Origin of the sequence: Nocardia higoensis, from assembly GCF_015477835.1 — a bacterium.
GTDB classification, from domain to species: domain Bacteria; phylum Actinomycetota; class Actinomycetes; order Mycobacteriales; family Mycobacteriaceae; genus Nocardia; species Nocardia higoensis_A.
In genome coordinates, this window is the sequence record NZ_JADLQN010000001.1 from 1,608,516 (window position 1) to 1,628,697 (window position 20,182).

Below are 20,182 nucleotides of genomic sequence, written 5' to 3' on the forward strand. Positions count from 1 at the left end.
TCGACCGGCTCCGACACCCTCCGGCGCTACTCAGCGCGGAACGGCCAAGCCGTGCGCGCGCAGTGCGTCGATCAGCGCGTCGGGGCGCTCGGCGGTGGGTAGCGGGTCGACCAGCGCGAACCGGCAGCCGAGCTCGGTGGCCCCGCCGTCGGTGACGGCGCTGTCGCCCACCATGAGGGCCGAACCGGGGTCCACGCCGAGCTCGTCCAGCGCTGCGTGGAAGATACGCGGGTCCGGCTTCCCGGCGCCGACCTCGTGGGACAGCGCGAACGCGCCGATGCGGGAGTCCCAGCCGTGCCGGGAGAAGGCGGGCCGCGGGTCGAAGGCCAGATTGCTCACCACGCCGACCGGGATGTCATGGGCGGTAAGGAAGTCCAGTACCGCGCCGGCGTCCGGGTACGGTGTCCATCCCGCGGGATCGATCTGTTCGGGGGCGGCGCGACCGTCCGCGCCGAGGACATCGTCGGCCGCACTGCGTTCACCGCCCCACGGCGGGAGTGCCTCCCATCGGAAGAGCGTGCCGGAGAAGTCGAACAACACCGCTTCGATCGCCACCGGGCCAGCGTACCGATCATCGAACTCGGCACGGCGCACCGCGTGTCGCGACACGATCCGGCAACATTTCGGTTCACCTCGAGCGAAACTCTGTGACTTATCTGCGAGGGTTGCCTAACGTCTGTGCCCATGACAGTCGATCCGGCCGAGCAGGCCCGCGAGTGGAGCTTCGAAACCAAGCAGATCCACGTCGGTCAGGTGCCCGACGGCACCACCAACGCGCGGGCGCTGCCCATCTACCAGACCACCTCCTACACCTTCCGCGACACCGCGCACGCGGCGGCGCTGTTCGGTCTGGCCGAGCCGGGCAACATCTACACCCGCATCATGAACCCCACCCAGGACGCCGTCGAGCAGCGCATCGCGGCCCTCGAGGGTGGCGTCGCCGCGCTGCTACTGGCCTCCGGCCAGGCCGCGGAGACCTTCGCGATCCTGAACATCGCGGGCGCCGGTGACCACATCGTCTCCAGCCCGCGGCTCTACGGCGGTACCTACAACCTGTTCCACTACACCCTGCCCAGGCTGGGCATCGAGGTTTCCTTCGTGGAGGACCCCGACGACCTGGAGCAGTGGCGCGCGGCGATCCGCCCGAACACCAAGGCGTTCTACGGTGAGACCATCTCCAACCCGCAGAACCACATCCTCGACATCCCGGGCATCGCCGAGGTGGCGCACGCCGAAGGCATCCCGGTGATCGTGGACAACACCGTCGCCACCCCGTACCTGATCCAGCCGCTGAAGCACGGGGCCGATATCGTCGTCCACTCGGCGACGAAGTATCTCGGTGGCCACGGCGCCGCCATCGCGGGCGTGATCGTCGACGGCGGCGGCTTCGACTGGACCCGGGGCCGCTTCCCCGGCTTCACCGAGCCCGACCCGAGCTACCACGGTGTGAAGTACGCCGACCTGGGTGCGCCCGCCTACGCCCTCAAGGCCCGTGTGCAACTGCTGCGTGACCTGGGTGCGGCGCTCTCGCCGTTCAACGCCTTCCTCATCAGTCAGGGTCTGGAGACGCTCAGCCTGCGCATCGAACGGCACGTGCAGAACGCGCAGGCCGTGGCCGAGTTCCTGGCGGCGCGCCCGGAGGTCACCACGGTGTTCTACGCCGGTCTGGAGTCCTCGCCGTGGCACCGGCGCGGCCGTGAGCTGGCGCCCAAGGGCACCGGCGCGGTCATCGGCTTCGAACTGTCCGGCGGCGTCGACGCGGGCAAGCGCTTCGTGGAAGCGCTGACCCTGCACAGCCATGTCGCCAACATCGGTGACGTCCGCTCGCTGGTAATCCACCCGGCCTCGACCACACACTCCCAGCTGACCCCCGAAGAGCAGCTGAACGCCGGTGTCACTCCCGGCCTGGTGCGCCTGGCCGTGGGCATCGAGCACATCGACGACATCATCGCCGACCTCGAAACCGGGTTCGCCGCTGTCGATTCCTGACGCGCCGACGACACACCCGGAAATGGGCTGCCGCGCTCCGCGACAGCCCATTTCGCGTTTCCGGCCCCGTCATCGGGGCTACCTTCGTGTGATGGTGGCACGCAGGCGACGGATCTGGGGCGGGGTGGCCGCGGCCACGCTGCTCGTGCTCGGGTCGGTGACCGGATGTACGACCTCGACGCGGGAGGAGACGACACCGACCGCGAACGCCTGCGCGGTCGCCGACGACGCGGCGGCACTCACCGCGGCCCCACCGGCCCCGCCCGGCACCTCCGCTGCACGCGATCTCAGCCTGAACCCCGAGATCGCCTCCGGCTTCCGCCGCGGCATGACACCGGTCTCCACCCGTTCCTACGCGGTGTCGACCGCCAACCCGATCGCCACCGAGGCGGCCTGCGCGGTGCTGCGCGAGGGCGGCAGCGCGGCCGACGCACTGGTCACCGCCCAGCTCGTGCTCGGCCTGGTGGAGCCGCAGGCCTCGGGCATCGGCGGTGGCGCCTTCCTGCTCTACTACGACGCCGCATCCGGCGCCGTCGAGGCCTACGACGGCCGCGAGACCGCGCCCGCCGCCGCGACCGAGAACTATCTGCGCTGGATCAGCGACACCGACCGCACCCCACCGAAGCCCGACGCCCGCGCCAGCGGACGGTCCGTCGGCGTCCCCGGAGTGCTGCGCATGCTCGAGCTGGCCCACCGCGAGCACGGGAAGACCGACTGGCGGGAGCTGTTCGATCCCGCCATCGCCCTCGCCGACCGCGGTTTCGTCATCAGCCCCCGGCTGGCGGCCCAGATCGCGGACTCCGCGGCCGAACTCGCGCTCGACGAGAACGCGCGAGCATATTTCCTGCAACCGGACGGCACACCCGAACCGGCGGGTACCGTGCTGACCAATCCGGCACTGTCGAAGACCTTGAGCACGCTGGCGACCGAGGGCGCGGACGCCTTCTACACCGGGGGTCTCGCCGAGAACATCGTCGCCGCGGCGGGCTCGGCCACCGGCGGACGCACGCCCTCGCTGCTGAGCACCGCCGACCTCGCCGGCTACGAACCGGTGAAACGTACCGCCCTGTGCGACGGCTATCGCGGCTACGAGATCTGCGGCATGCCCGCACCCTCCTCCGGCGGCAGCACGGTCGCCGCGACGCTGGGCATCCTGGAGAACTTCGACCTGGCGGCGCTCGCACCGCAGAATCCCGACCTCGACGGCGGCACGCCGCGCGCCGAAGCAGTGCATCTGATCGCCGAAGCCGAGCGGCTCGCCTACGCCGATCGCAACAAGTATGTCGCCGACCCCGCATTCGTCGCGCTGCCCGGCGGTTCGCCGCAGGCCATGATCGCCCCGGACTATCTGCGCGGGCGCTCCGCGTTGATCGATCCGGGTCGGAGCATGGGTGAAGCCCGGCCGGGCGATCTGGGGCCGGTCCCGCTCGGGCTCGGCCCACAGCCGCCCGAACACGGCACCAGTCACATCAGCGTGGTCGACCGCTACGGTAATGCCGCCGCCATGACGACCACCGTCGAATCCGCCTTCGGCTCGTTCCACATGGTCGACGGCTTCCTGCTCAACAACCAGCTCACCGACTTCGCCGCCGAACCCGCCGCACCCGACGGAACACCGGTGGCCAACCGCCTCGAACCGGGCAAACGGCCGCGCAGTTCGATGGCGCCCACTCTGGTGTTCGACCGCGCCGCGAGCGGCGAGCGCGGCGCGCTCGCCTATGTGACCGGGTCCCCGGGCGGCGCGGTCATCATCCAGTTCGTCGTCAAAACCCTGATCGGCATGCTGGATTGGGGTTTGAACCCGCAGCAGGCGGTCTCGGCGGTGTCCTTCGGCGCGGGCAACAGCCCGGTCACCGGCATCGGCGGCGAGCATCCCGCGATCGACACCACCGACGACGGCGCGAACGATCCGCTGGTACGGCGACTGCGCGAACTGGGCCACCAGGTCTCGGTAGCACCCCAGACCAGCGGACTGAGCGTGCTGCGCCGCGACGGCGACGAGGGCTGGACCGGTGGCGCCGACCCACGACGGGAGGGCGTCGTTCTCGGCGACACCCGCTGAGCCGAGCCCCCCGGCGGGGGTAGAACTACTTCCGGCCGGTCGCGGTGTACCGAGCGCCCAGCTCGCGCAGCCCCTCCAGGGCCTGTGCGGCATGCTCCTTGTCGTTGGCGCGGATGGCCAGCAACGGCACGTAATCGTCGTCGACCAGTTCCAGGCGCGCCCACGACTTGCGGTCGGGGAAGTTCACTCCGCGCACCTGATCCCAGCCGAACAGCGTCTCCCCAAGCACTCCGCGCACCTGGATGCCCTCGGCGCCGGCGCGTACCCGGGGCCGGGTGAGCATCAGCACGCCGCCCGCGATCAACAGGCCGATCGCCACCATCGCGAGCTGGTCGACCACCCGGAAATTCACCCCGGTGGATCCACTCCGCAGGAACACCCCACCGACGGTGAACACCGCCAGGATGCTTACCGCGACGATCCACGCGGTGCGCACCGAGCGCCTCGGCCGGACCTCGAACTCCCACTCCTCCGCCACGGCGGTCATTCCTCGGCGCGCAGCGCGCGCAGGGTCAGCGCCGCGTCCAGCGCGGCCGCGCACGCCTGTTCGCCTTTGTCCTCGGCCGAGCCGGGCAGTCCGGCTCGGTCCAGTGCCTGCTCTTCGGTGTTCGTGGTGAGCACGCCGTTGGCCACCGGGGTGGACTCGTCCAGCGAGACCCGGGTCAGCCCGGAGGTCACCGCGTCGCACACGTACTCGAAATGCGGTGTGCCACCCCGGATCACGACGCCGAGGGCGACCACCGCGTCGTGTGTGCGAGCCAGTTGCTGCGCCACCACGGGCAGTTCCATCGCGCCGGCGCAGCGCACCACCCGCACGTGTCGCACGCCTGCTTCCTTCGCGACCCGCTCGGCATTGGCGACCAGGGTGTCGCAGATCTGGGTGTGCCAGCGGGAGGCGACGATCGCCAGACGCAGATCCTTCGCGTCGGACAGTTCGAAGGTGGGGACGCCGGTGCCGCTCATCTCCGAGATACCTTTCTCACGACCGTCGCAATACCTTTCCCGTGACCGCCGCTCACTGCGCGGTCTCTCCCAGATCCAGATCGTCGAGACCGACCAGGTCGTGGCCCATCCGGTCGCGCTTGGTGCGCAGATAACGCAGGTTCTCGGCATTGGCGCGCAACGGCATCTGCACCCGGTCGGTGATGGTCAGGCCGTAGCCGTCCAGGCCGACGCGCTTGGCCGGATTGTTGGTCAGCAGGCGCATGGAGCGGATGCCGAGGTCCACCAGGATCTGCGCGCCGGTGCCGTAGTCGCGCGCGTCGGCTGGCAGCCCGAGATCCAGGTTGGCGTCCACCGTGTCGCGACCGGAGTCCTGCAGCTGGTAGGCCTGGAGTTTGTGCATCAGGCCGATGCCGCGTCCCTCGTGACCGCGCATGTACAGCACGACCCCACGGCCCTCCGTGTCCACCATCTCCAGAGCGGCGTCGAGCTGGGGGCCGCAGTCGCAGCGCAGCGAACCGAACACATCGCCGGTCAGGCATTCGGAGTGCACGCGCACCAGCACGTCCTCGCCGTCGCCGATGTCACCGCGCACCAGGGCGACGTGTTCGACATCGTCGTAGAGGCTGGTGTACCCCACCGCGGTGAACGAGCCGTGCGCGGTGGGGATACGCGCCTCGGCGACCCGGACGACCTGCTTCTCGTGCTTGCGCCGCCAGGCGATCATGTCCGCGATGGAGATCAGCGCCAGATCGTGGTCGTCGGCGAAGACGCGCAACTCCTCGGTGCGCGCCATGTGGCCCTCGTCCTTCTGACTGACGATCTCGCAGATCACGCCCGCCGGGCGCAGACCGGCCATCCGCGCCAGATCCACCGCCGCCTCGGTGTGGCCGGGCCTGCGCAGTACGCCGCCCTCCTTCGCGCGCAGCGGGACGACGTGCCCGGGGCGGGTCAGGTCGTCGGCCTTCGCCTCGGCCGAGGCGAGCAGGCGCATGGTGGCGGCGCGGTCGGCGGCGGAGATACCGGTGGTGATGCCCTCGCGCGCGTCCACCGACACCGTGTAGGCGGTGCCGTGCTTGTCCTGGTTCGTGGCGTACATCGGCGGCAGACCGAGCCGGTCGCAGTCGTCGCCGACCAGCGGCACACAGATGTAACCGGAGGTGTATCGGATCATGAAGGCGACGAGTTCGGGGGTCGCCTTCTCCGCCGCGAAGATGAGATCGCCTTCGTTCTCGCGGTCCTCGTCGTCGACGACGACAACCGCCTTACCGGCGGCGATGTCGGCGACTGCGCGCTCGATGGTGTCGAACCTGGTCACGTCTGCTGCGCTCCATCTATGAATAGGTCTAGAACAGTATCGCCGCTGTCCGCCCGGCCGCGGCTCGCGGCCCCTGCCACGGGGTCGGCAGGCCCACGACGGGGACGCCGGCCGCTACCGTTCGAAGAGCCCGGGGACGAGCCGGCCGTCCCCGGAAGTCCGGGACGATCAGCCCCGCTGCTGGAGGCGCTCGACGTACTTGGCGATCACGTCGACCTCCAGGTTCACCCGGGTGCCGACCGCCGCGGTGCCGAGGTTGGTCATCGCGAGCGTGGTGGGGATCAGCGAGATCTCGAACCAGTCCCGGTGGCCGTCGGCGGCGGGCACGTCGGCGCGGCCGAGACCGGAGACGGTCAGCGAGATGCCGTCGACGGTGATCGAGCCCTTCTCCACCACATACCGCGCGATGGCATCGGGCAGTGAGATCCGAACCACCTCCCAGTTCTGCGAGGGTGTGCGGGCGAGCACGGTGCCGGTGCCGTCCACGTGGCCCTGGACCAGATGCCCGCCCAGCCGGCTGTCGAGCGCGGCGGCGCGCTCGAGGTTCACCCGGGAGCCCTCGGTGAGTCCGCCGATGCTGGAGCGATCCAGGGTCTCCTGCATCACGTCGACGGTGAAGGAGTCGCCGTCGATCACATCGTCGACGACGGTCAGACAGACACCGTTGACGGCGATGGAATCGCCGTGCCCGGCATCGGAGGTCACGAGCTTTCCTCGAATCGTCAGCCGAGCGGCGTCGGCCAGCCGTTCGACGGCGACGACCTCGCCCAGTTCCTCGACGATGCCTGTGAACATCCCTGACTCCTTGTCCGTCCTGATACCAGCGGGAACAGCGCGTCTTCGGGCGCTATTCCCCCACCACCGGTACCCCACCACCGGGTTGACGGTCAGCCTAACGACGCACCTCACCGTCGATGGCGGCGCCGTCGCATTCAGTGGGAGAAACCGGACCGGAAAGTCGGAAGAAAACAGGGTGAGGGGTTTCTTTACCGTATTCGCTGCGGACGCGTCCAGCGCGGATGCAGAATCGTTACCTAGTTCGTTCCCACACAGACCGCATCGTCGTCGGACCGGAGAACCGGATGAGCACCTTGCCGGAAACGAGATCGCACCACCCGAGCGAGCCCCCGGCGGCCGCGCTGGCCACCCGTTGCGACCGCTATCGACGCGAGCACGATCTGAACGCCGAGGTCGACATTCGCGCCCGTCACATCGTCCTGCCGATCGGTGCCGAATACCGCGCCGTCACCATGCCCGCCCCACTCGGCGAACAGGTACGCGAACGGCTCGCGGGCAGCGGGATCGCCACGCCCGTCGTCGAGCACCGGCGTTCGCAGCGCTGGACGTTCCTCACCGGTTCGGCGGGCGCGGGCTCGGTCGGGACAGCGGATTCGGCGCACCTGTTCCGGATGTTCGCGACGGTGGCCTCGACCGGAAGCGATGTCGTGCTGCCCTCCCCCGAGGACGAACGCACGGGCTGTCGGACCTGGGTCGAACCGCCCGCCGAACGTACCGCGCTCCCCGCGTTGAAAGCCGTCGTCGATGCCACGCTGGCCCTGGGCACACCGGGGCCGCGCCGCGGGCGGTGAGCCGGTCAGCCGCGGGCGGCGGCGGCCTGCCTGCGCAGCTTCTCGACGGTGGCGCCGGGATCATCGGTGTTGTAGACGGCCGATCCGGCGACGAAGCAGTCGATGCCCGCCGCGGCCGCCTGCTCGATGGTGTCGGCGTTGATACCGCCGTCGATTTCCACGACCAGCCGCAATTCGCCGGAATCGACCAGCCTGCGCACCGTGCGCGCCTTGTCGAGAACGTGCGGGATGAACGACTGGCCGCCGAAGCCCGGTTCCACGCTCATCACGAGCAACGTGTCGAAGTTCTTCAGTATCTCCAGGTACGGCTCGATCGGGGTGTTCGGCTTGACCGACAGCCCGGCCTTGGCGCCCGCCGCCCGGATGTCGCGCGCGACCGCGACGGGATCGTCGGTGGCCTCGGCGTGAAAGGTGACATTGTACGCACCCGCCTCCGCGTACGGCGGGGCCCAGCGACCCGGATCCTCGATCATGAGGTGGCAGTCCAGCGGGATGTCGGTGGCCTTCAGCAGGCTCTGCACCACCGGCAGGCCGAGTGTGAGGTTCGGCACGAAATGGGCGTCCATCACGTCGACGTGCAGCCAGTCCGAACCCTCGACCCGGCGCGCTTCGTCAGCCAGGTGCGCGAAGTCCGCGGATAGAATGGACGGTGCGATCATCGGCTCGGCGGGCCGGGAATACGTGGACACAAGGCGCGAGTGTAGGCGAGTGGACCTGATCCGATTGGCAGGGGGCGGGAATGGGTAGCCTGGGCAAGGTGATCAACATTTCGGCGGAACAGGGGTTGTTCAGCACCCCGGTGGAGATACGGGTGGCCGCATCGGTCACACAACTGCCCATCGTGCGTGGGCTCGCCGAAACATTGGTCCTACTCAGTGATTTCACTCTGGACGAGGTGGCCGACATCCGGCTCGCCGTCGACGAGGTGTGCTCGACCCTGATCGCGGTCGCCGCGCCCGGCAGCAACCTGGACTGCTGGTTCAGCATCGGGGACCGCGAATTACTGGTGCGCGTCACCGGTCTCGCGGCGACAGAAGGTCTGCCCGATCAGCACAGCTTCGGCTGGCATGTGCTGCGCACCCTCACCGATTCGGTGGAGGTGAGACAGGATTCGCACGACCCGGCACTCTCCGGATATCCCACGACGGTCACCTTCCGTCGGGTCCGGGGGAAAGCGTAGTGGTGGCCGCTGAACGCTCCTCCGGCCCGAAACACACCCGCACCACGACAGCCGATGCCGACGGCGCGGACGATCCGGTTGACACCGTAGACGATCCCGTGGAGTCCGGCACCGACCTGGACGCGGAGGCCGACGCCGACGCTGAGGTGGCCGCGGAGACGGTCGCGGAGGCAGGTTCCGCGGGCGGCTACGACGATCTGAGCGAACTGTTCGAGCGTCTGGCCGCCGCCGCGGCGGGCACGCCGGAACGCCTCGCCCTGCGCGAGGAACTGATCCGCCGGTGCGTACCCCTGGCCGATCACATCGCCCGCAAGTTCAGCGGCCGCGGAGAACCCTTCGACGACCTCACCCAGGTCGCCCGGGTCGGCCTCGTGCATGCCGTGGATCGATTCGATCCCGCGCGCGGCTCGAACTTCCTGTCCTTCGCGGTACCGACGATCATGGGTGAGGTCCGTCGCTACTTCCGCGACCACACCTGGGCGATGCGCGTGCCGCGGCGGGTCAAGGAGACCCACCTGCGCATCGGCGCCGCGATCGACACCCTCTCGCAGTCGCTCGGCCGCTCCCCCACCGCCAAGGAGATCGCCGCCGAACTCGGCGTCGACCCCGACGAGGTCACCCAGGCCGTCATCGCGGGCAACGCCTACCAGCCCAGTTCCATCGATGCCGCCTCGCTGGGCCGCGAATCCGACGCCTCGCTGCTGGACACGCTCGGTGAGGAGGAAGCCCAGTTCGAGCGGGTCGAGGAGTACGTCGCGATCCGCCCGCTGCTCGCCGGCCTGCCCGAACGCGAGCGCCGCATCCTGACCATGCGGTTCTTCGAGTCCATGACCCAGACCCAGATCGCCAAGCAGATGGGCATCTCGCAGATGCATGTCTCGCGAATCCTCGCCAAGACCCTCGCACGCCTGCGCGAACTCTCCGCGCGCGACTAGCGCCCGCGCTCCGCGCGCTCCCTGCGCCGCCGGACCGGGGCGGAAGCGCTCTGCCACCAGGCGGCGTCGAGCAGCTCCATCAGACGGCAGGCGTCGATTCGATCCAGATCGCACAGAATGTAGGGATGCCCGTCGTAGTGCGGCGTCGTGTAGAAGGCCGGATCGCCGGAGGCCAGCAGGTACTCCTTCTCGGCCATCGAGCAGCGCAGCGCCAGCCCGCCCTCGGCTTCCACCCGCAGCCGCGCGAACCCCTTGCCCGCCACCTTCAACGCCGGGCTACGCCACCAGGTCGATTCCTCGACCTCCGGGAGACCGGTCGCCATCGTCACCACGTCTTGCCAGGTCACAGCCATCGGACCAGTGTGCACCCCGACTACTCGTCCCGGATTGGACGAACGGAACCACGGGGCCTGTCCCGGACTCGGGCCGCGCCCCGGTCAGCCGGGTCCGGCCAACCGCGGCCGGTCAGATCGGCCGCACCCGGCAGATCGTTCGATCGACGCTGTTCGATCGGCCGGCCAGGTCGGCCCGATCTGTGCCGGCGCGGCGACAGCGATCCCCGCCCGATTCGGGCGGGGATCGGCGGGTGTCCGGGTCAGCTCGGCTTGCGCAGAGCCGCCAGGAACATGGCGTCGGTCCCGTGCCGGTGCGGCCACAGCTGCGCGGCCGGGCCGTCGCCGACATCGGTCACGCCGGGCAGCAATGCTCGGGTGTCGAGTTGTTCGGCGTCGGTGCGACGCACGAGGTCGGCGACCACCGACACCGTCTCGGACAGGTGCGGCGAGCAGGTCGAGTACACGACTACGCCACCGGGGCGCAGCAGATCCCAAGCGGCGGAGAGCAATTCACGCTGCAATCGCACGAGATCGCGGACATCGGCGGGGCTGCGGCGCCAGCGCGCCTCCGGCCTGCGACGTAGCGCGCCCAGTCCGGTGCAGGGGGCGTCGACCAGGATGCGGTCGTAGCCGGGGGTCAGGCCGCTGTCCCGTCCGTCGGCGACGTGCACCCGCACCGGCAGATCCTTGGTGGACTTGCGGACCAGTTCGGCACGATGCTCGGCCGGTTCGACGGCGTCGACCACGAAACCGTCGATGGCGGCCAGCGCACCGAGCAGGGCGGCCTTACCGCCGGGGCCGGCGCACAGATCGAGCCATCGCCCGCCGTCCCGGCCGTCCAGCGGTGCGCGGGTGAGAGCCAGCGCGACCAATTGACTGCCCTCGTCCTGTACCGCCGCCATGCCTTCGCGCACCGGCTCGAGCTGGGCGGGATCGCCACCGTCGAGGTACACCGCGTAGGGCGACCAGCGGCCTTCCTCGCCACCTGTCACCAGCGCCAGTTCCTCCGCGGTGATCTCCCCCGGGCGCGCCACCAGGTGCACGGTCGGACGTTCGTCGTCGGCGGCCAGCAACTGTGCCAGTTCCGTGGCACGCGCGCCGAGCGCGTCGGCGAAAGCCTGTGCGATCCATACCGGATGCGCGAATTCGAAGGCCAGCTTGCCCACCGGATCGGCGGGCGCGAGCTCCTCGACCCACTCCTCGACCGACCGTTGCGCCGCCTTGCGCAGCACGGCATTCACGAAACCCGACCTGCCCATGCCGAATTCGGCCCGAGCGAGCCCGACGGAGGTGTCCACCGCGGCGTGCGCACCGATCCTGGTGCGCAGCAATTGGTACACGCCCAGCCTCAGCACATCCAGCAGCGGCCCGTCGATCTCCTCGATCGGCCGACCGGCACAATGCGCGATCACCGCGTCCAGCAGTCCCTGCGATCGGCAGGCACCGTAGGTCAGTTCGGTCGCCAGCGCCGCGTCCCTGCCTTCGATCCCGCGGTCCCGGAGCAGGCCGGGCAGCACGAGATTGGCGTAGGCGTCGCGCTCGCGCACGGCGCGCAACACCTCGAGCGCGACCTCGCGTGGACCGTCCGCACCGCCGCGGTTCGCGCGCTTGACCGATCTACCGCCCGCAGCCTTCCCGCCACCGGATTTCCCGGCCACGGTCCCGCGCTCCACCTTGCCGCCGAAGGAGCGCGAATCGTCGTGCGGTCCTTGCCTTCCGGCGCCGCCTCGCCCGGTCTCGCGCTGACGTTGCGCGCGAGGCCCGCCCTGAGTATCACCACCCGATCGGCGGTTACGACCTTCCGCCGCCCTTTCCGGTGCACGGCCCTCAAATGCACTACGGCGCGTCTCGCCGCCTCGTGCTTGCGATTGTTCGGAGTCCCACCGACGTCCTTCTTCCGAGCCGCCGCGTTCCCGGCGATCACCCGCCCGAGCGCCACCGGACCGGCGAGCATCCCCGCCGAGCGGACGATCCCCGTCACCGGAGCGGCGTCGCGCGGGTGGGTTGTCGCCGCGGGCACGACGCGATCCGGGCTCACGCGACTCCCATGATCCGCCGGTACGCCCCGCACCGGAACGCATGGCGCGACCGCCGCTCCCACCGCGATTCGGGGAGCGACGCTCATCGGGATCACCCTGATCGGGACGATTCGGATTGCGCCCTTCCTTGCGCGCCTCCTGGTCGCGGGCGGCGCGACGGGCCCAGCCGCCGTCGACGTCGCGATCGGAGATCTTCTTCGCGCGCGGGTCGTCGCGATCGGGACGTCCGGATGCGGGACTCATTCGACCACCGCGCCCGGCTCGAGGCGCGCGCCGCGGGCCCAGTCGAGGGCGGGCATCATCTTCTTGCCCGGGGGCTGGACCATGCCCAGACGCAACGCGGTGGTGGCGGTGCCGACGAACACGCCGGACTTGCGGACCTCGATGACTCGTTCCGGCAATTCCTCCTGCACCATCTCCACCGGCCCGAGTTTGATCCGTTCACCGCCGACCAGCGTCCAGGCGCCCGGCGCGGGCGTGACCGAGCGGATTCGGCGGTCGACGGCGAGCGCGGGCTGATCCCAGCGCACCCGCGCGTCCTCCGTGGTCACCTTGGGCGCGTAGGACAGGCCCTCGGCGGGCTGCGGCACGGCGTGCAATGTCGCGTCCTCGATGCCGTCCATGGTGGTCTCGAGCAGGTGCGCGCCGGTCTCGGCGAGCCTGCCCAGCAGGTCGCCCGCGGTGTCGCCCGCGCCGATCTTCTCGGTGATCACGCCGTAGACGGGTCCGCTGTCGAGCCCCTTCTCGATCCGGAAGGTACTCGCGCCGGTGATCTCGTCACCGGCGTTGATGGCGGCCTGCACCGGCGCTGCGCCGCGCCAGGCGGGCAGCAGGGAGAAGTGCAGGTTGACCCAGCCGTGGCGCGGGATGTCCAGGGCGACCTGCGGCAGCAAGGCGCCGTAGGCGACCACCGGGCAGCAGTCCGGCGCCAATTCGCGCAGTCGGCCGAGGAATTCGGGGTCCGACGGCTTGGCGGGTGTGAGCACCGGGATGTCGTGTACGTCGGCCAGCGCCCCGATCGGCGACCTGGTCACCTTGCGTCCGCGACCGGCGACGGCGTCGGGACGGGTGACCACGGCGACCACCTCGTGCCTCGGCGAGGCGATCAGCCTGCGCAGCGACGGGACAGCCGGTTCGGGTGTGCCCGCGAAGACCAGGCGCATCAGCGGGTCCGCCCGAACGGTCCGGCCTGTCCTGCACCGCGGCTGCCGCGCACGGTGATTCCTGCCTCGAACCAATCGGATTCGCGGATTGCGCGCATCGCTTCCTTTCGGGCGGCGGGGTCGAGCCGGTCGATGAACAACACCCCGTCGAGATGGTCGGTTTCGTGCTGTACGCAGCGGGCGAGTAGCTCCTCGGCGTCGAACGCGACGGGCTCGCCGTCGTAGTCGACACCGGATACCCGGACCCGCAGCGCACGACGGGTGTCGTAGCGCAGGCCGGGGATCGACAGGCAGCCCTCGGGGCCGACCTGTTCTTCGTCGCCGATCACGGTATAGGTCGGGTTGACCAGGTGGCCCGCCATGTCGCCGGTGTCGTAGACGAACACGCGCAGGCCGACGCCGATCTGCGGGGCGGCCATGCCGACACCGCCGTCGTCGTGCATGGTGTCGGCGAGGTCGGTGACGAGCTGACGCAACTCCCGATCGAACTCGGTGACCTCCGACGCACGCGCGCGCAGGATGGGATCGCCGAACAGGCGAACGGGCTGGATGGTCACAATGGCTCCCGGCAGAACAACGGATACGGTCGATTCATTCTAGTGACCGGCGCCGAGCGCCCCTGGAGCGCGTGAGCCGATGCGCTCAGGAGTTGCCCGCGATGATCACCTGCGGGATGCCGGTGCCCAGGGCTACCGGCACGCAGACCGGTTCGGGAGCGTGGCCGGGATCGAGCACCGTCAGGAGCAGATCCCGGACGAACGGGTCGTAGACCATGTGGAAGTGGCCGGTCAGGTTCTGCGGGCACAGATCCTGGATGGCGATATTGCGGGCGCCCTGGCCGCGCAGCGCGATGTTCTCGAACGGCTGGATCATCTCGTCGACCCGGCTGCCGACGGTCACGTACTCGACGCCGGGCACCGTGTCGCCGCCCTCGTTGAGCGCCAGCATGGTCGGCGATCCCTGGGCCTGCTGCACCGCGGCCAGTGAGGTGACCGTCGCGAAGAGGTCGAGCGCGCCCGGGATGGCCTGCGCGACGGGGACCAGCCCGTACATCACGCCGCCGTAGGTGGGCGAGGCCAGTCCGATCCAGCGTGCGACCTTCGGCGCTCCCCCCAGTTTGTTGACGTAGTAGCGGGTTACGTTGGCGCCCTGGGAGAAACCGACGAGATCGACCTGTTGCGCGCCGGTCTCGGCCAGGACACGGTCGACGAACGCGCCGATCTGCACGGCACTGTCCCGCAGATCCTCGGTGCCGTAGGTATCCGCGCCCACCGCGGCGCCGTAGTTCGGGGCGAAGACGCAGAATCCGGCAGCCACCAGGCTCGGCCCGATCGCCGACCAGTCGGAGTAGGCGGAGGAATCGGTGCCGTGCGCGAGGACCACGGGCCTGGGATGTCCGGCATCGGGGCGGCAGTCGAAATCATTGGTCCCCGAGGGGGTCACGTTCTGATGCTGCCTCTGATAGAGGGCGGCTCCGAGATGGTCGGATTGAATCGGGCCCGCGACGGTCGGAACCGCGGCGGGCTCCCCGGATGCGGTAGCCGTGGCGATGACGAGCGCCACGACTGTCAGAATTCCGATTGTCGTGGCGCGCACCGCTTGTGACACTCCCCGCCCACGACCACTCCCCAGTTGTTGCATGTCCCAATGATCCCCCGAAAGCGCGACACGGCGCATCGCGAGGAGATATCAGGAACGTCTCAGGATTGCGGAGTGTCGTCCTCGGCGAGGATGCGGTAGAGCGACTTCCGCGCTTCGTTGAGCACGTCGGCGGCTTTGGCCGCTTGTTCGGGGGTGCCGACCGCCGCTACCTGGGCCACCGCGCCCATCAACTGGCCGACCAGTGCGCGCAGGTCGATCGCCTGGGCGCCGACGTCGTTCTTCACATCGGCCCACGGGTCGCCCAGTTCGTCCCGGTTCTCGGCGACGTAGGCGACGCCCTCGTCGGTCAGCTCCGCGGTCTTGCGACCGGCGACCTTGTCGATGATCACCAGGCCCTCGTCCTCGAGTTGGGAGAGGGCGGGGTAGATCGACCCGGGGCTGGGGCGCCAGATGTCGTCGCTGCGTTCCCTGATCTGCTGGATGAGTTCGTAACCGTGCATGGGTCGCTCGGTGAGCAGCAGCAGTACGGCCGCGCGGACGTCGCCGCGCCTGCCGCGTCCGCCGCGCCCGCGGCCGCGTCCGACGTGCGGCCCGAACCCCGGACCGAAGCCGGCGCCGGGACCGAAGTCGGGACCGAAACCGTGCCTGGGCCCGCGCCGATGAGCCCGGCGCTCGACATCCTTCGGGCCGCGCCGGTGTCCGTGCGGGTGGCGATGATTTCCGTAGCTGTTCTCCATTGGTGAGCCTCCTCAGGCGTCTCGGCTTTTCGTATGCAGTCGACGATATATCGGCAATGCATCCAATGCAAGGGATATGTCGTGGTGTTCCACGACTCACCTTCTCGAATCGAGGCACCGCCAGATCCCGGTGCGCGGAGCCGTGCTCGCCGCCATACAGCGCGAACCGCGATGCCCGACAGACGCCTGGGGTTCCGAACAGCTTCCGGAGGCCGGCCGCGGGATCGAGGGGCTACCCGCGATCGGGACACTCGCCGTCCGCCGAGGGACGCCGACGCAGGGTGATCAGCCGATGTCGACAGGATCGATCTGGACCCGCAGCGGCGCGTCCGAGCGGTGGGTACTGCGCACCGCCTGTGCGGCGACCAGTGCGCGCGCCAACGCCGCACCTCCCCGGCGGTCGATCCGGAGCAGTATCCGCTCGACTTCGGCGTCGGAATCGCCGGAGAACGGTGCGCGCGCCCCCGGCGGCAGCGGCACCGGGCCGAGCACCTCCACCCCGGCAGGCAAGGTCGCGGCGGCGAGCAGCTCGGCGACGGCTTCGGACGAGCCGTCGACGGCAGCCAATCGCACGGCGGGCGGGAACCCCACCTCGGCGCGCGCGTCCACCTCCGACCTGGCATGCCCGACCGGGTCCCACCGCACCAGCGCCTGCACTGTCGGCAGGGCGGGTTCGGCCATGACCACGACCTGCCCGTGCGCACGCACCAGCGCCGCCGCGTTCAGCCAGCGGCGCAGCGCGTCTTCGGTGGCGCGCAGGTCCGCGCGGCCGAGCAGCGCCCAGCCGTCCAGCAACAGCGCGACGCCGTAACCGCCACGAACCACCGGTTCCGCACCGACCGTCGCCACCACCACCTGCGGACCGGGCTCGACCGTGTCGAGCATCGACCCGGCACTCGACCCGCGGATCGGCACACCGGGAAATGCCCGGCCCAGCTCTTCGGCAGTTCGTGCCGCGCCGATCACCACGGCTCGCAACGCCCGCGCCGCACACACCGGGCAGCGATAGGCGGTCTCGGAAACACCGCACCACCGGCAGGCCGGGCTGTGCGCCACCGCCCCCGCACCTGCCTCCGGTACCGCGAGCGGACCGTTGCAGCGCCTGCATCGTGCGGGGGTGCGGCACTTTCCGCACGCGAGCGCGGGCACATAGCCGCGCCGGGGCACTTGGACCAGCACCGCGGCCCCTTCTTTCAGCGCGGCGCGGGCAGCGGCGAACGCCGCCGCGGGGATACGGACCGCACGAGCGATCGGATCACGCTCGAGCGCGATATCGCTGTCGCCCGGCGCGCTGATACGCGGTGCGGCCTTGCGCAGCACCGATCGATCCGCGATCAGATCGTGCGCCCAGCCGCTGTCGACGGCGGCTTGGATCTCTGCCGTGCGGGCGAAACCGGCGGCCACGAACGCCGCCCCCGTCTGGTGCGCCCGCAGCATGGCCACCTCGCGCGCATGCGGGTACGGCGCGCGCGGCTCGGCATAGGTGTCGTCGCCGTCGTCCCAGATCGCCAGCAGGCCGAGGTCGGCGACCGGCGCGAACACCGCGCTGCGTGTTCCCACCACCAGCCGTGCCTGCCCGCGTAACACCGCCAGCCAGCGCCGGTACCGCGCGGCAGGACCCAACCCCGCCGACAGGCCGACCACCCGATCTCCCACCAGCACTTGGCATTCCGCGAGTACTCGATCGAGATCCCGCTGATCCGGGACCATGATGATCGCCCCGCGTCCCGCCAGCACCACCGTCGACGCCAGCTCGGCCAGTCGGCGCGCCCAGTCCTCCCCCGGCAACGCCTGCCACGCCGCCCGTACACCCTTGCCCGCCGCGAGCGCGCCGACGAAGGATTCTCCGTGCGCATAGCGTGCCCACGGGGCACCGCGTACCGTTCGCTGCGCCGCCGAGTCGGCTCCGCCGTGTTCGGACGGACCAGCCTCCGCCCGACGTCCGGGATCTGCGCCGGCACCGATCGGCGTCTCCGCCGTCGGAGCGTCCGCGGCATCCCCCCGGCGCGCCGCCTCGGCACCGCGGCCCACACCGACACCGCGCCCGCTCCGGGCGTCAGGATCGGCATCGGCATGACCGTCACCGGCATCAGTATGCGCATCGCCACCAGAACCCGGACCAGCACCGCCATCGGTACCAGTACCGGCACCGGCATCGCCACCAGCACCAGCACCGCCACCAGCAGCACCGCCATCGGCATCGGCATCGGCATCGGCATCGGCATCGGCATCGGCATCGGGAATATCCGCCTCACCGGAAGCCGAAGCCGAGGCGGGCAACGACGTCTGGCCCGCGTTCGGGTCGGACATCGGCGAAACCCCTTCGGCCACAGCTTCTTCGGCGCTGTGCCCCACCTCCGGCCCGGGGCTCGGGCGCGCGCCGACGCCGTCGTCGTTCGCGCCCGAATCCATAGTGGGTCGCGGCACGGACACAGGTGCCGTGCCTGATTCCGCTCCCGAGTGTTCGACAGCGGAAACAGTGGCCGTTGTTTTCTGTCCCCCAGCGCTTTTCGCCTTCTGCGTCCCACCGGTCTCGGTGCGCGCGTGCCGAGGTGGAACGGCCAGACGCAGGACATCCGCGCGGGTGCCCGCGTACCTGGCCGCGACAGTGGTTGCCAGATGCAGGATTTCGGGCGTGAGCACCTGCTCGCCGGAGACGACGCGCTCCAGGGCGATGAGTTTCCCGGGGTGCTCGCTGCGCTCCAGGCGTTCGAGAAGATAACCGTCTACCAGTCGTCCCGCGAAGCGGACGCGCACCCGCACTCCGGGGCGGGCGATGTCGTCGAACTCGGCCGGGACGAGATAGTCGAAGTCGCGATCGAGGTGCGCCGGGGTGAGCAACGGCAGCACACGCGCGACCGGCAGCGTCGCGGCGGGAGCTCTGGCCTCGGCCCGGCGGGCCGCAGACGCCGCCGCCCCCGCGGACTTCTCGTCCGCGGGGGCAGCTGGTTCGCCGGCGGTGGGTCGGCTCACGCTGACCCGGTCGACCTAGAGACCGACAGCGGCGCGCAGCTTGTCGGCGCGGTCGGTGTGCTCCCAGGGCAGGTCGACATCGGTGCGGCCGAAGTGACCGTAGGCGGCGGTCGGCGCGTAGATCGGGCGCAGCAGATCCAGGTCGCGGATGATCGCGCCCGGACGCAGGTCGAACACCTCGGTGATCGCGGCCGAGATGCGCGCCGGATCGACCTTCTCGGTGCCGAAGGTCTCCACGAACAGGCCCACCGGGGCCGCCTTGCCGATGGCGTAGGCGACCTGCACCTCGACACGTTCGGCCAGGTCGGCCGCGACGACGTTCTTGGCGACCCAGCGCATGGCGTAGGCAGCCGAGCGGTCCACCTTCGACGGATCCTTGCCGGAGAAGGCGCCGCCGCCGTGGCGGGCCATGCCGCCGTAGGTGTCGACGATGATCTTGCGGCCGGTCAGGCCCGCGTCACCCATCGGGCCGCCGAGGACGAACTTGCCGGTCGGGTTGACCAGCAGCCGGATGTCGGAGATGTCCAGGGTGGGCAGGTCCAGGTCGGCGAGCACCGCGTCGAGGACCTTCTCCCGGATGTCGGGGGCGAGCAGGTTGTCCAGATCGATGTCGGCGGCGTGCTGGGTCGAGATGACCACGGTGTCCAGCCGGACCGGGCGATCGCCGTCGTATTCGATGGTGACCTGGGTCTTGCCGTCGGGCCGCAGGTACGGCAGCACGCCGGTCTTACGGACCTCGGTGAGCTTGCGCGAGAGCCGGTGCGCCAGCGCGATCGGCAGTGGCATCAGCTCGGGGGTGTCGCGGGTGGCGTAGCCGAACATCAGGCCCTGGTCGCCCGCGCCCTGCTTGGCGATCTCATCGTCGGTACCGCCGACGCGCGCCTCGTGCGAGGTGTCCACGCCCTGAGCGATGTCGGGCGACTGGGCACCGATGGCGATATTGACGCCGCAGGAGTTGCCGTCGAAGCCCTTGGCGGAGGAGTCGTAGCCGATATCGAGGACCTTCTCGCGGACGATGCGCGGAATGTCGGCCCAGGCCGAGGTGGTGACCTCACCGGCGACGTGCACCTGGCCGGTGGTCACGAGGGTTTCCACGGCGACCCGGCTGTGCGGGTCTTCGGCGAGCAACGCGTCGAGGACGGAATCGCTGATCGCGTCACAGATCTTGTCCGGGTGACCTTCGGTCACGGACTCACTGGTGAATAGGCGGCTGCCAGTCGTGCGCACAGTTCTTCCCTCTCCCTGACGGGTTAGTCGTATCGAATCGCGACAGCGACAGTACGTGACGCCACTGCCGCGTGGCCCTTCCCCTGCAGAC

The 20,182-nt window shown here is 70.1% G+C and carries 19 protein-coding genes; 5 read left to right on the top strand and 14 right to left on the bottom strand.

The genetic code is table 11. The annotated features are described in order from the left end of the window. Nucleotides 1-30: 30 nt before the first annotated feature. Nucleotides 31-555: an HAD family hydrolase gene (locus IU449_RS07220; protein WP_195001113.1), complete on the bottom strand. Its 525-nt coding sequence runs from the start codon at nucleotides 553-555 to the stop codon at nucleotides 31-33. 129 nt (nucleotides 556-684) lie between these two features. Between IU449_RS07220 and IU449_RS07225 the strand changes: the two genes are divergently transcribed. Both IU449_RS07225 and IU449_RS07230 read left to right on the top strand, forming a co-directional pair. Further along, a complete protein-coding gene (locus tag IU449_RS07225; RefSeq protein WP_195001114.1) occupies nucleotides 685-1,989 on the top strand; it encodes a bifunctional o-acetylhomoserine/o-acetylserine sulfhydrylase in 1,305 nt (434 codons plus the stop codon). 91 nt (nucleotides 1,990-2,080) lie between these two features. After that, nucleotides 2,081-4,051, top strand: a complete 1,971-nt coding sequence (locus IU449_RS07230) for a gamma-glutamyltransferase family protein (RefSeq protein WP_195001115.1) — start codon at nucleotides 2,081-2,083, stop codon at nucleotides 4,049-4,051. A 25-nt stretch (nucleotides 4,052-4,076) separates the two neighbouring features. Here IU449_RS07230 and IU449_RS07235 read toward each other — a convergent pair whose 3' ends face one another. From IU449_RS07235 to IU449_RS07250, 4 genes are all read right to left on the bottom strand, one after another. Then, nucleotides 4,077-4,538, bottom strand: coding sequence for a PH domain-containing protein (locus IU449_RS07235; RefSeq protein WP_195001116.1), 462 nt, complete (start codon nucleotides 4,536-4,538; stop codon nucleotides 4,077-4,079). Further along, entirely contained in the window at nucleotides 4,535-5,014 is a 480-nt protein-coding gene (gene ribH / locus IU449_RS07240; protein WP_195001117.1) for a 6,7-dimethyl-8-ribityllumazine synthase, read from the bottom strand. Before ribH ends, IU449_RS07235 begins: the two co-directional genes overlap by 4 nt. A 52-nt stretch (nucleotides 5,015-5,066) precedes the next feature. After that, nucleotides 5,067-6,311 carry a bifunctional 3,4-dihydroxy-2-butanone-4-phosphate synthase/GTP cyclohydrolase II gene (locus tag IU449_RS07245; protein WP_195001118.1) on the bottom strand — a complete coding sequence of 415 codons (1,245 nt, stop codon included), beginning with the start codon at nucleotides 6,309-6,311 and terminating at the stop codon, nucleotides 5,067-5,069. A 168-nt stretch (nucleotides 6,312-6,479) separates the two neighbouring features. After that, nucleotides 6,480-7,106: a riboflavin synthase gene (locus IU449_RS07250; protein WP_195001119.1), complete on the bottom strand. Its 627-nt coding sequence runs from the start codon at nucleotides 7,104-7,106 to the stop codon at nucleotides 6,480-6,482. Between the two features lie 287 nt (nucleotides 7,107-7,393). Here IU449_RS07250 and IU449_RS07255 point away from each other — a divergent pair, with 287 nt between their 5' ends. After that, nucleotides 7,394-7,900: a hypothetical protein gene (locus IU449_RS07255; protein WP_228803776.1), complete on the top strand. Its 507-nt coding sequence runs from the start codon at nucleotides 7,394-7,396 to the stop codon at nucleotides 7,898-7,900. Between the two features lie 5 nt (nucleotides 7,901-7,905). Here the strand turns inward: IU449_RS07255 and rpe are convergent, their stop codons facing one another. Then, the gene (gene rpe, locus IU449_RS07260) at nucleotides 7,906-8,559 is read right to left on the bottom strand and encodes a ribulose-phosphate 3-epimerase (RefSeq protein WP_195002375.1); all 654 of its coding nucleotides are present in this window, start codon (nucleotides 8,557-8,559) and stop codon (nucleotides 7,906-7,908) included. Between the two features lie 98 nt (nucleotides 8,560-8,657). Between rpe and IU449_RS07265 the strand changes: the two genes are divergently transcribed. Further along, a complete protein-coding gene (locus IU449_RS07265) occupies nucleotides 8,658-9,080 on the top strand; it encodes an ATP-binding protein (RefSeq protein WP_195001120.1) in 423 nt (140 codons plus the stop codon). 146 nt (nucleotides 9,081-9,226) lie between these two features. Beyond that, on the top strand, nucleotides 9,227-10,015 hold the full coding sequence (locus tag IU449_RS07270; RefSeq protein WP_195002377.1) for an RNA polymerase sigma factor SigF: 789 nt from the start codon (nucleotides 9,227-9,229) through the stop codon (nucleotides 10,013-10,015). Here the strand turns inward: IU449_RS07270 and IU449_RS07275 are convergent. The 8 genes from IU449_RS07275 to metK form a co-directional block, all read right to left on the bottom strand. Next, nucleotides 10,012-10,368 carry an MmcQ/YjbR family DNA-binding protein gene (locus tag IU449_RS07275; RefSeq protein ID WP_195001121.1) on the bottom strand — a complete coding sequence of 119 codons (357 nt, stop codon included), beginning with the start codon at nucleotides 10,366-10,368 and terminating at the stop codon, nucleotides 10,012-10,014. The two genes, IU449_RS07270 and IU449_RS07275, sit on opposite strands and share 4 nt — an antisense overlap. A gap of 242 nt (nucleotides 10,369-10,610) precedes the next feature. Beyond that, entirely contained in the window at nucleotides 10,611-12,008 is a 1,398-nt protein-coding gene (locus IU449_RS07280; RefSeq protein ID WP_324188120.1) for an RsmB/NOP family class I SAM-dependent RNA methyltransferase, read from the bottom strand. 620 nt (nucleotides 12,009-12,628) lie between these two features. Next, entirely contained in the window at nucleotides 12,629-13,552 is a 924-nt protein-coding gene (gene fmt / locus IU449_RS07285) for a methionyl-tRNA formyltransferase (protein ID WP_195001123.1), read from the bottom strand. Further along, nucleotides 13,552-14,109: a peptide deformylase gene (def, locus tag IU449_RS07290; protein WP_195001124.1), complete on the bottom strand. Its 558-nt coding sequence runs from the start codon at nucleotides 14,107-14,109 to the stop codon at nucleotides 13,552-13,554. Before def ends, fmt begins: the two co-directional genes overlap by 1 nt. A gap of 85 nt (nucleotides 14,110-14,194) precedes the next feature. Next, nucleotides 14,195-15,193, bottom strand: coding sequence for an esterase/lipase family protein (locus IU449_RS07295; protein ID WP_195001125.1), 999 nt, complete (start codon nucleotides 15,191-15,193; stop codon nucleotides 14,195-14,197). Between the two features lie 59 nt (nucleotides 15,194-15,252). Then, the gene (locus tag IU449_RS07300; protein WP_195001126.1) at nucleotides 15,253-15,891 is read right to left on the bottom strand and encodes a PadR family transcriptional regulator; all 639 of its coding nucleotides are present in this window, start codon (nucleotides 15,889-15,891) and stop codon (nucleotides 15,253-15,255) included. Between the two features lie 285 nt (nucleotides 15,892-16,176). Beyond that, complete coding sequence (locus IU449_RS28915) at nucleotides 16,177-18,756, bottom strand: primosomal protein N' (RefSeq protein ID WP_228804233.1); 2,580 nt, start codon at nucleotides 18,754-18,756, stop codon at nucleotides 16,177-16,179. A 123-nt stretch (nucleotides 18,757-18,879) separates the two neighbouring features. Continuing rightward, nucleotides 18,880-20,091, bottom strand: coding sequence for a methionine adenosyltransferase (gene metK / locus IU449_RS07310; RefSeq protein ID WP_195001127.1), 1,212 nt, complete (start codon nucleotides 20,089-20,091; stop codon nucleotides 18,880-18,882). Nucleotides 20,092-20,182: the final 91 nt, after the last annotated feature.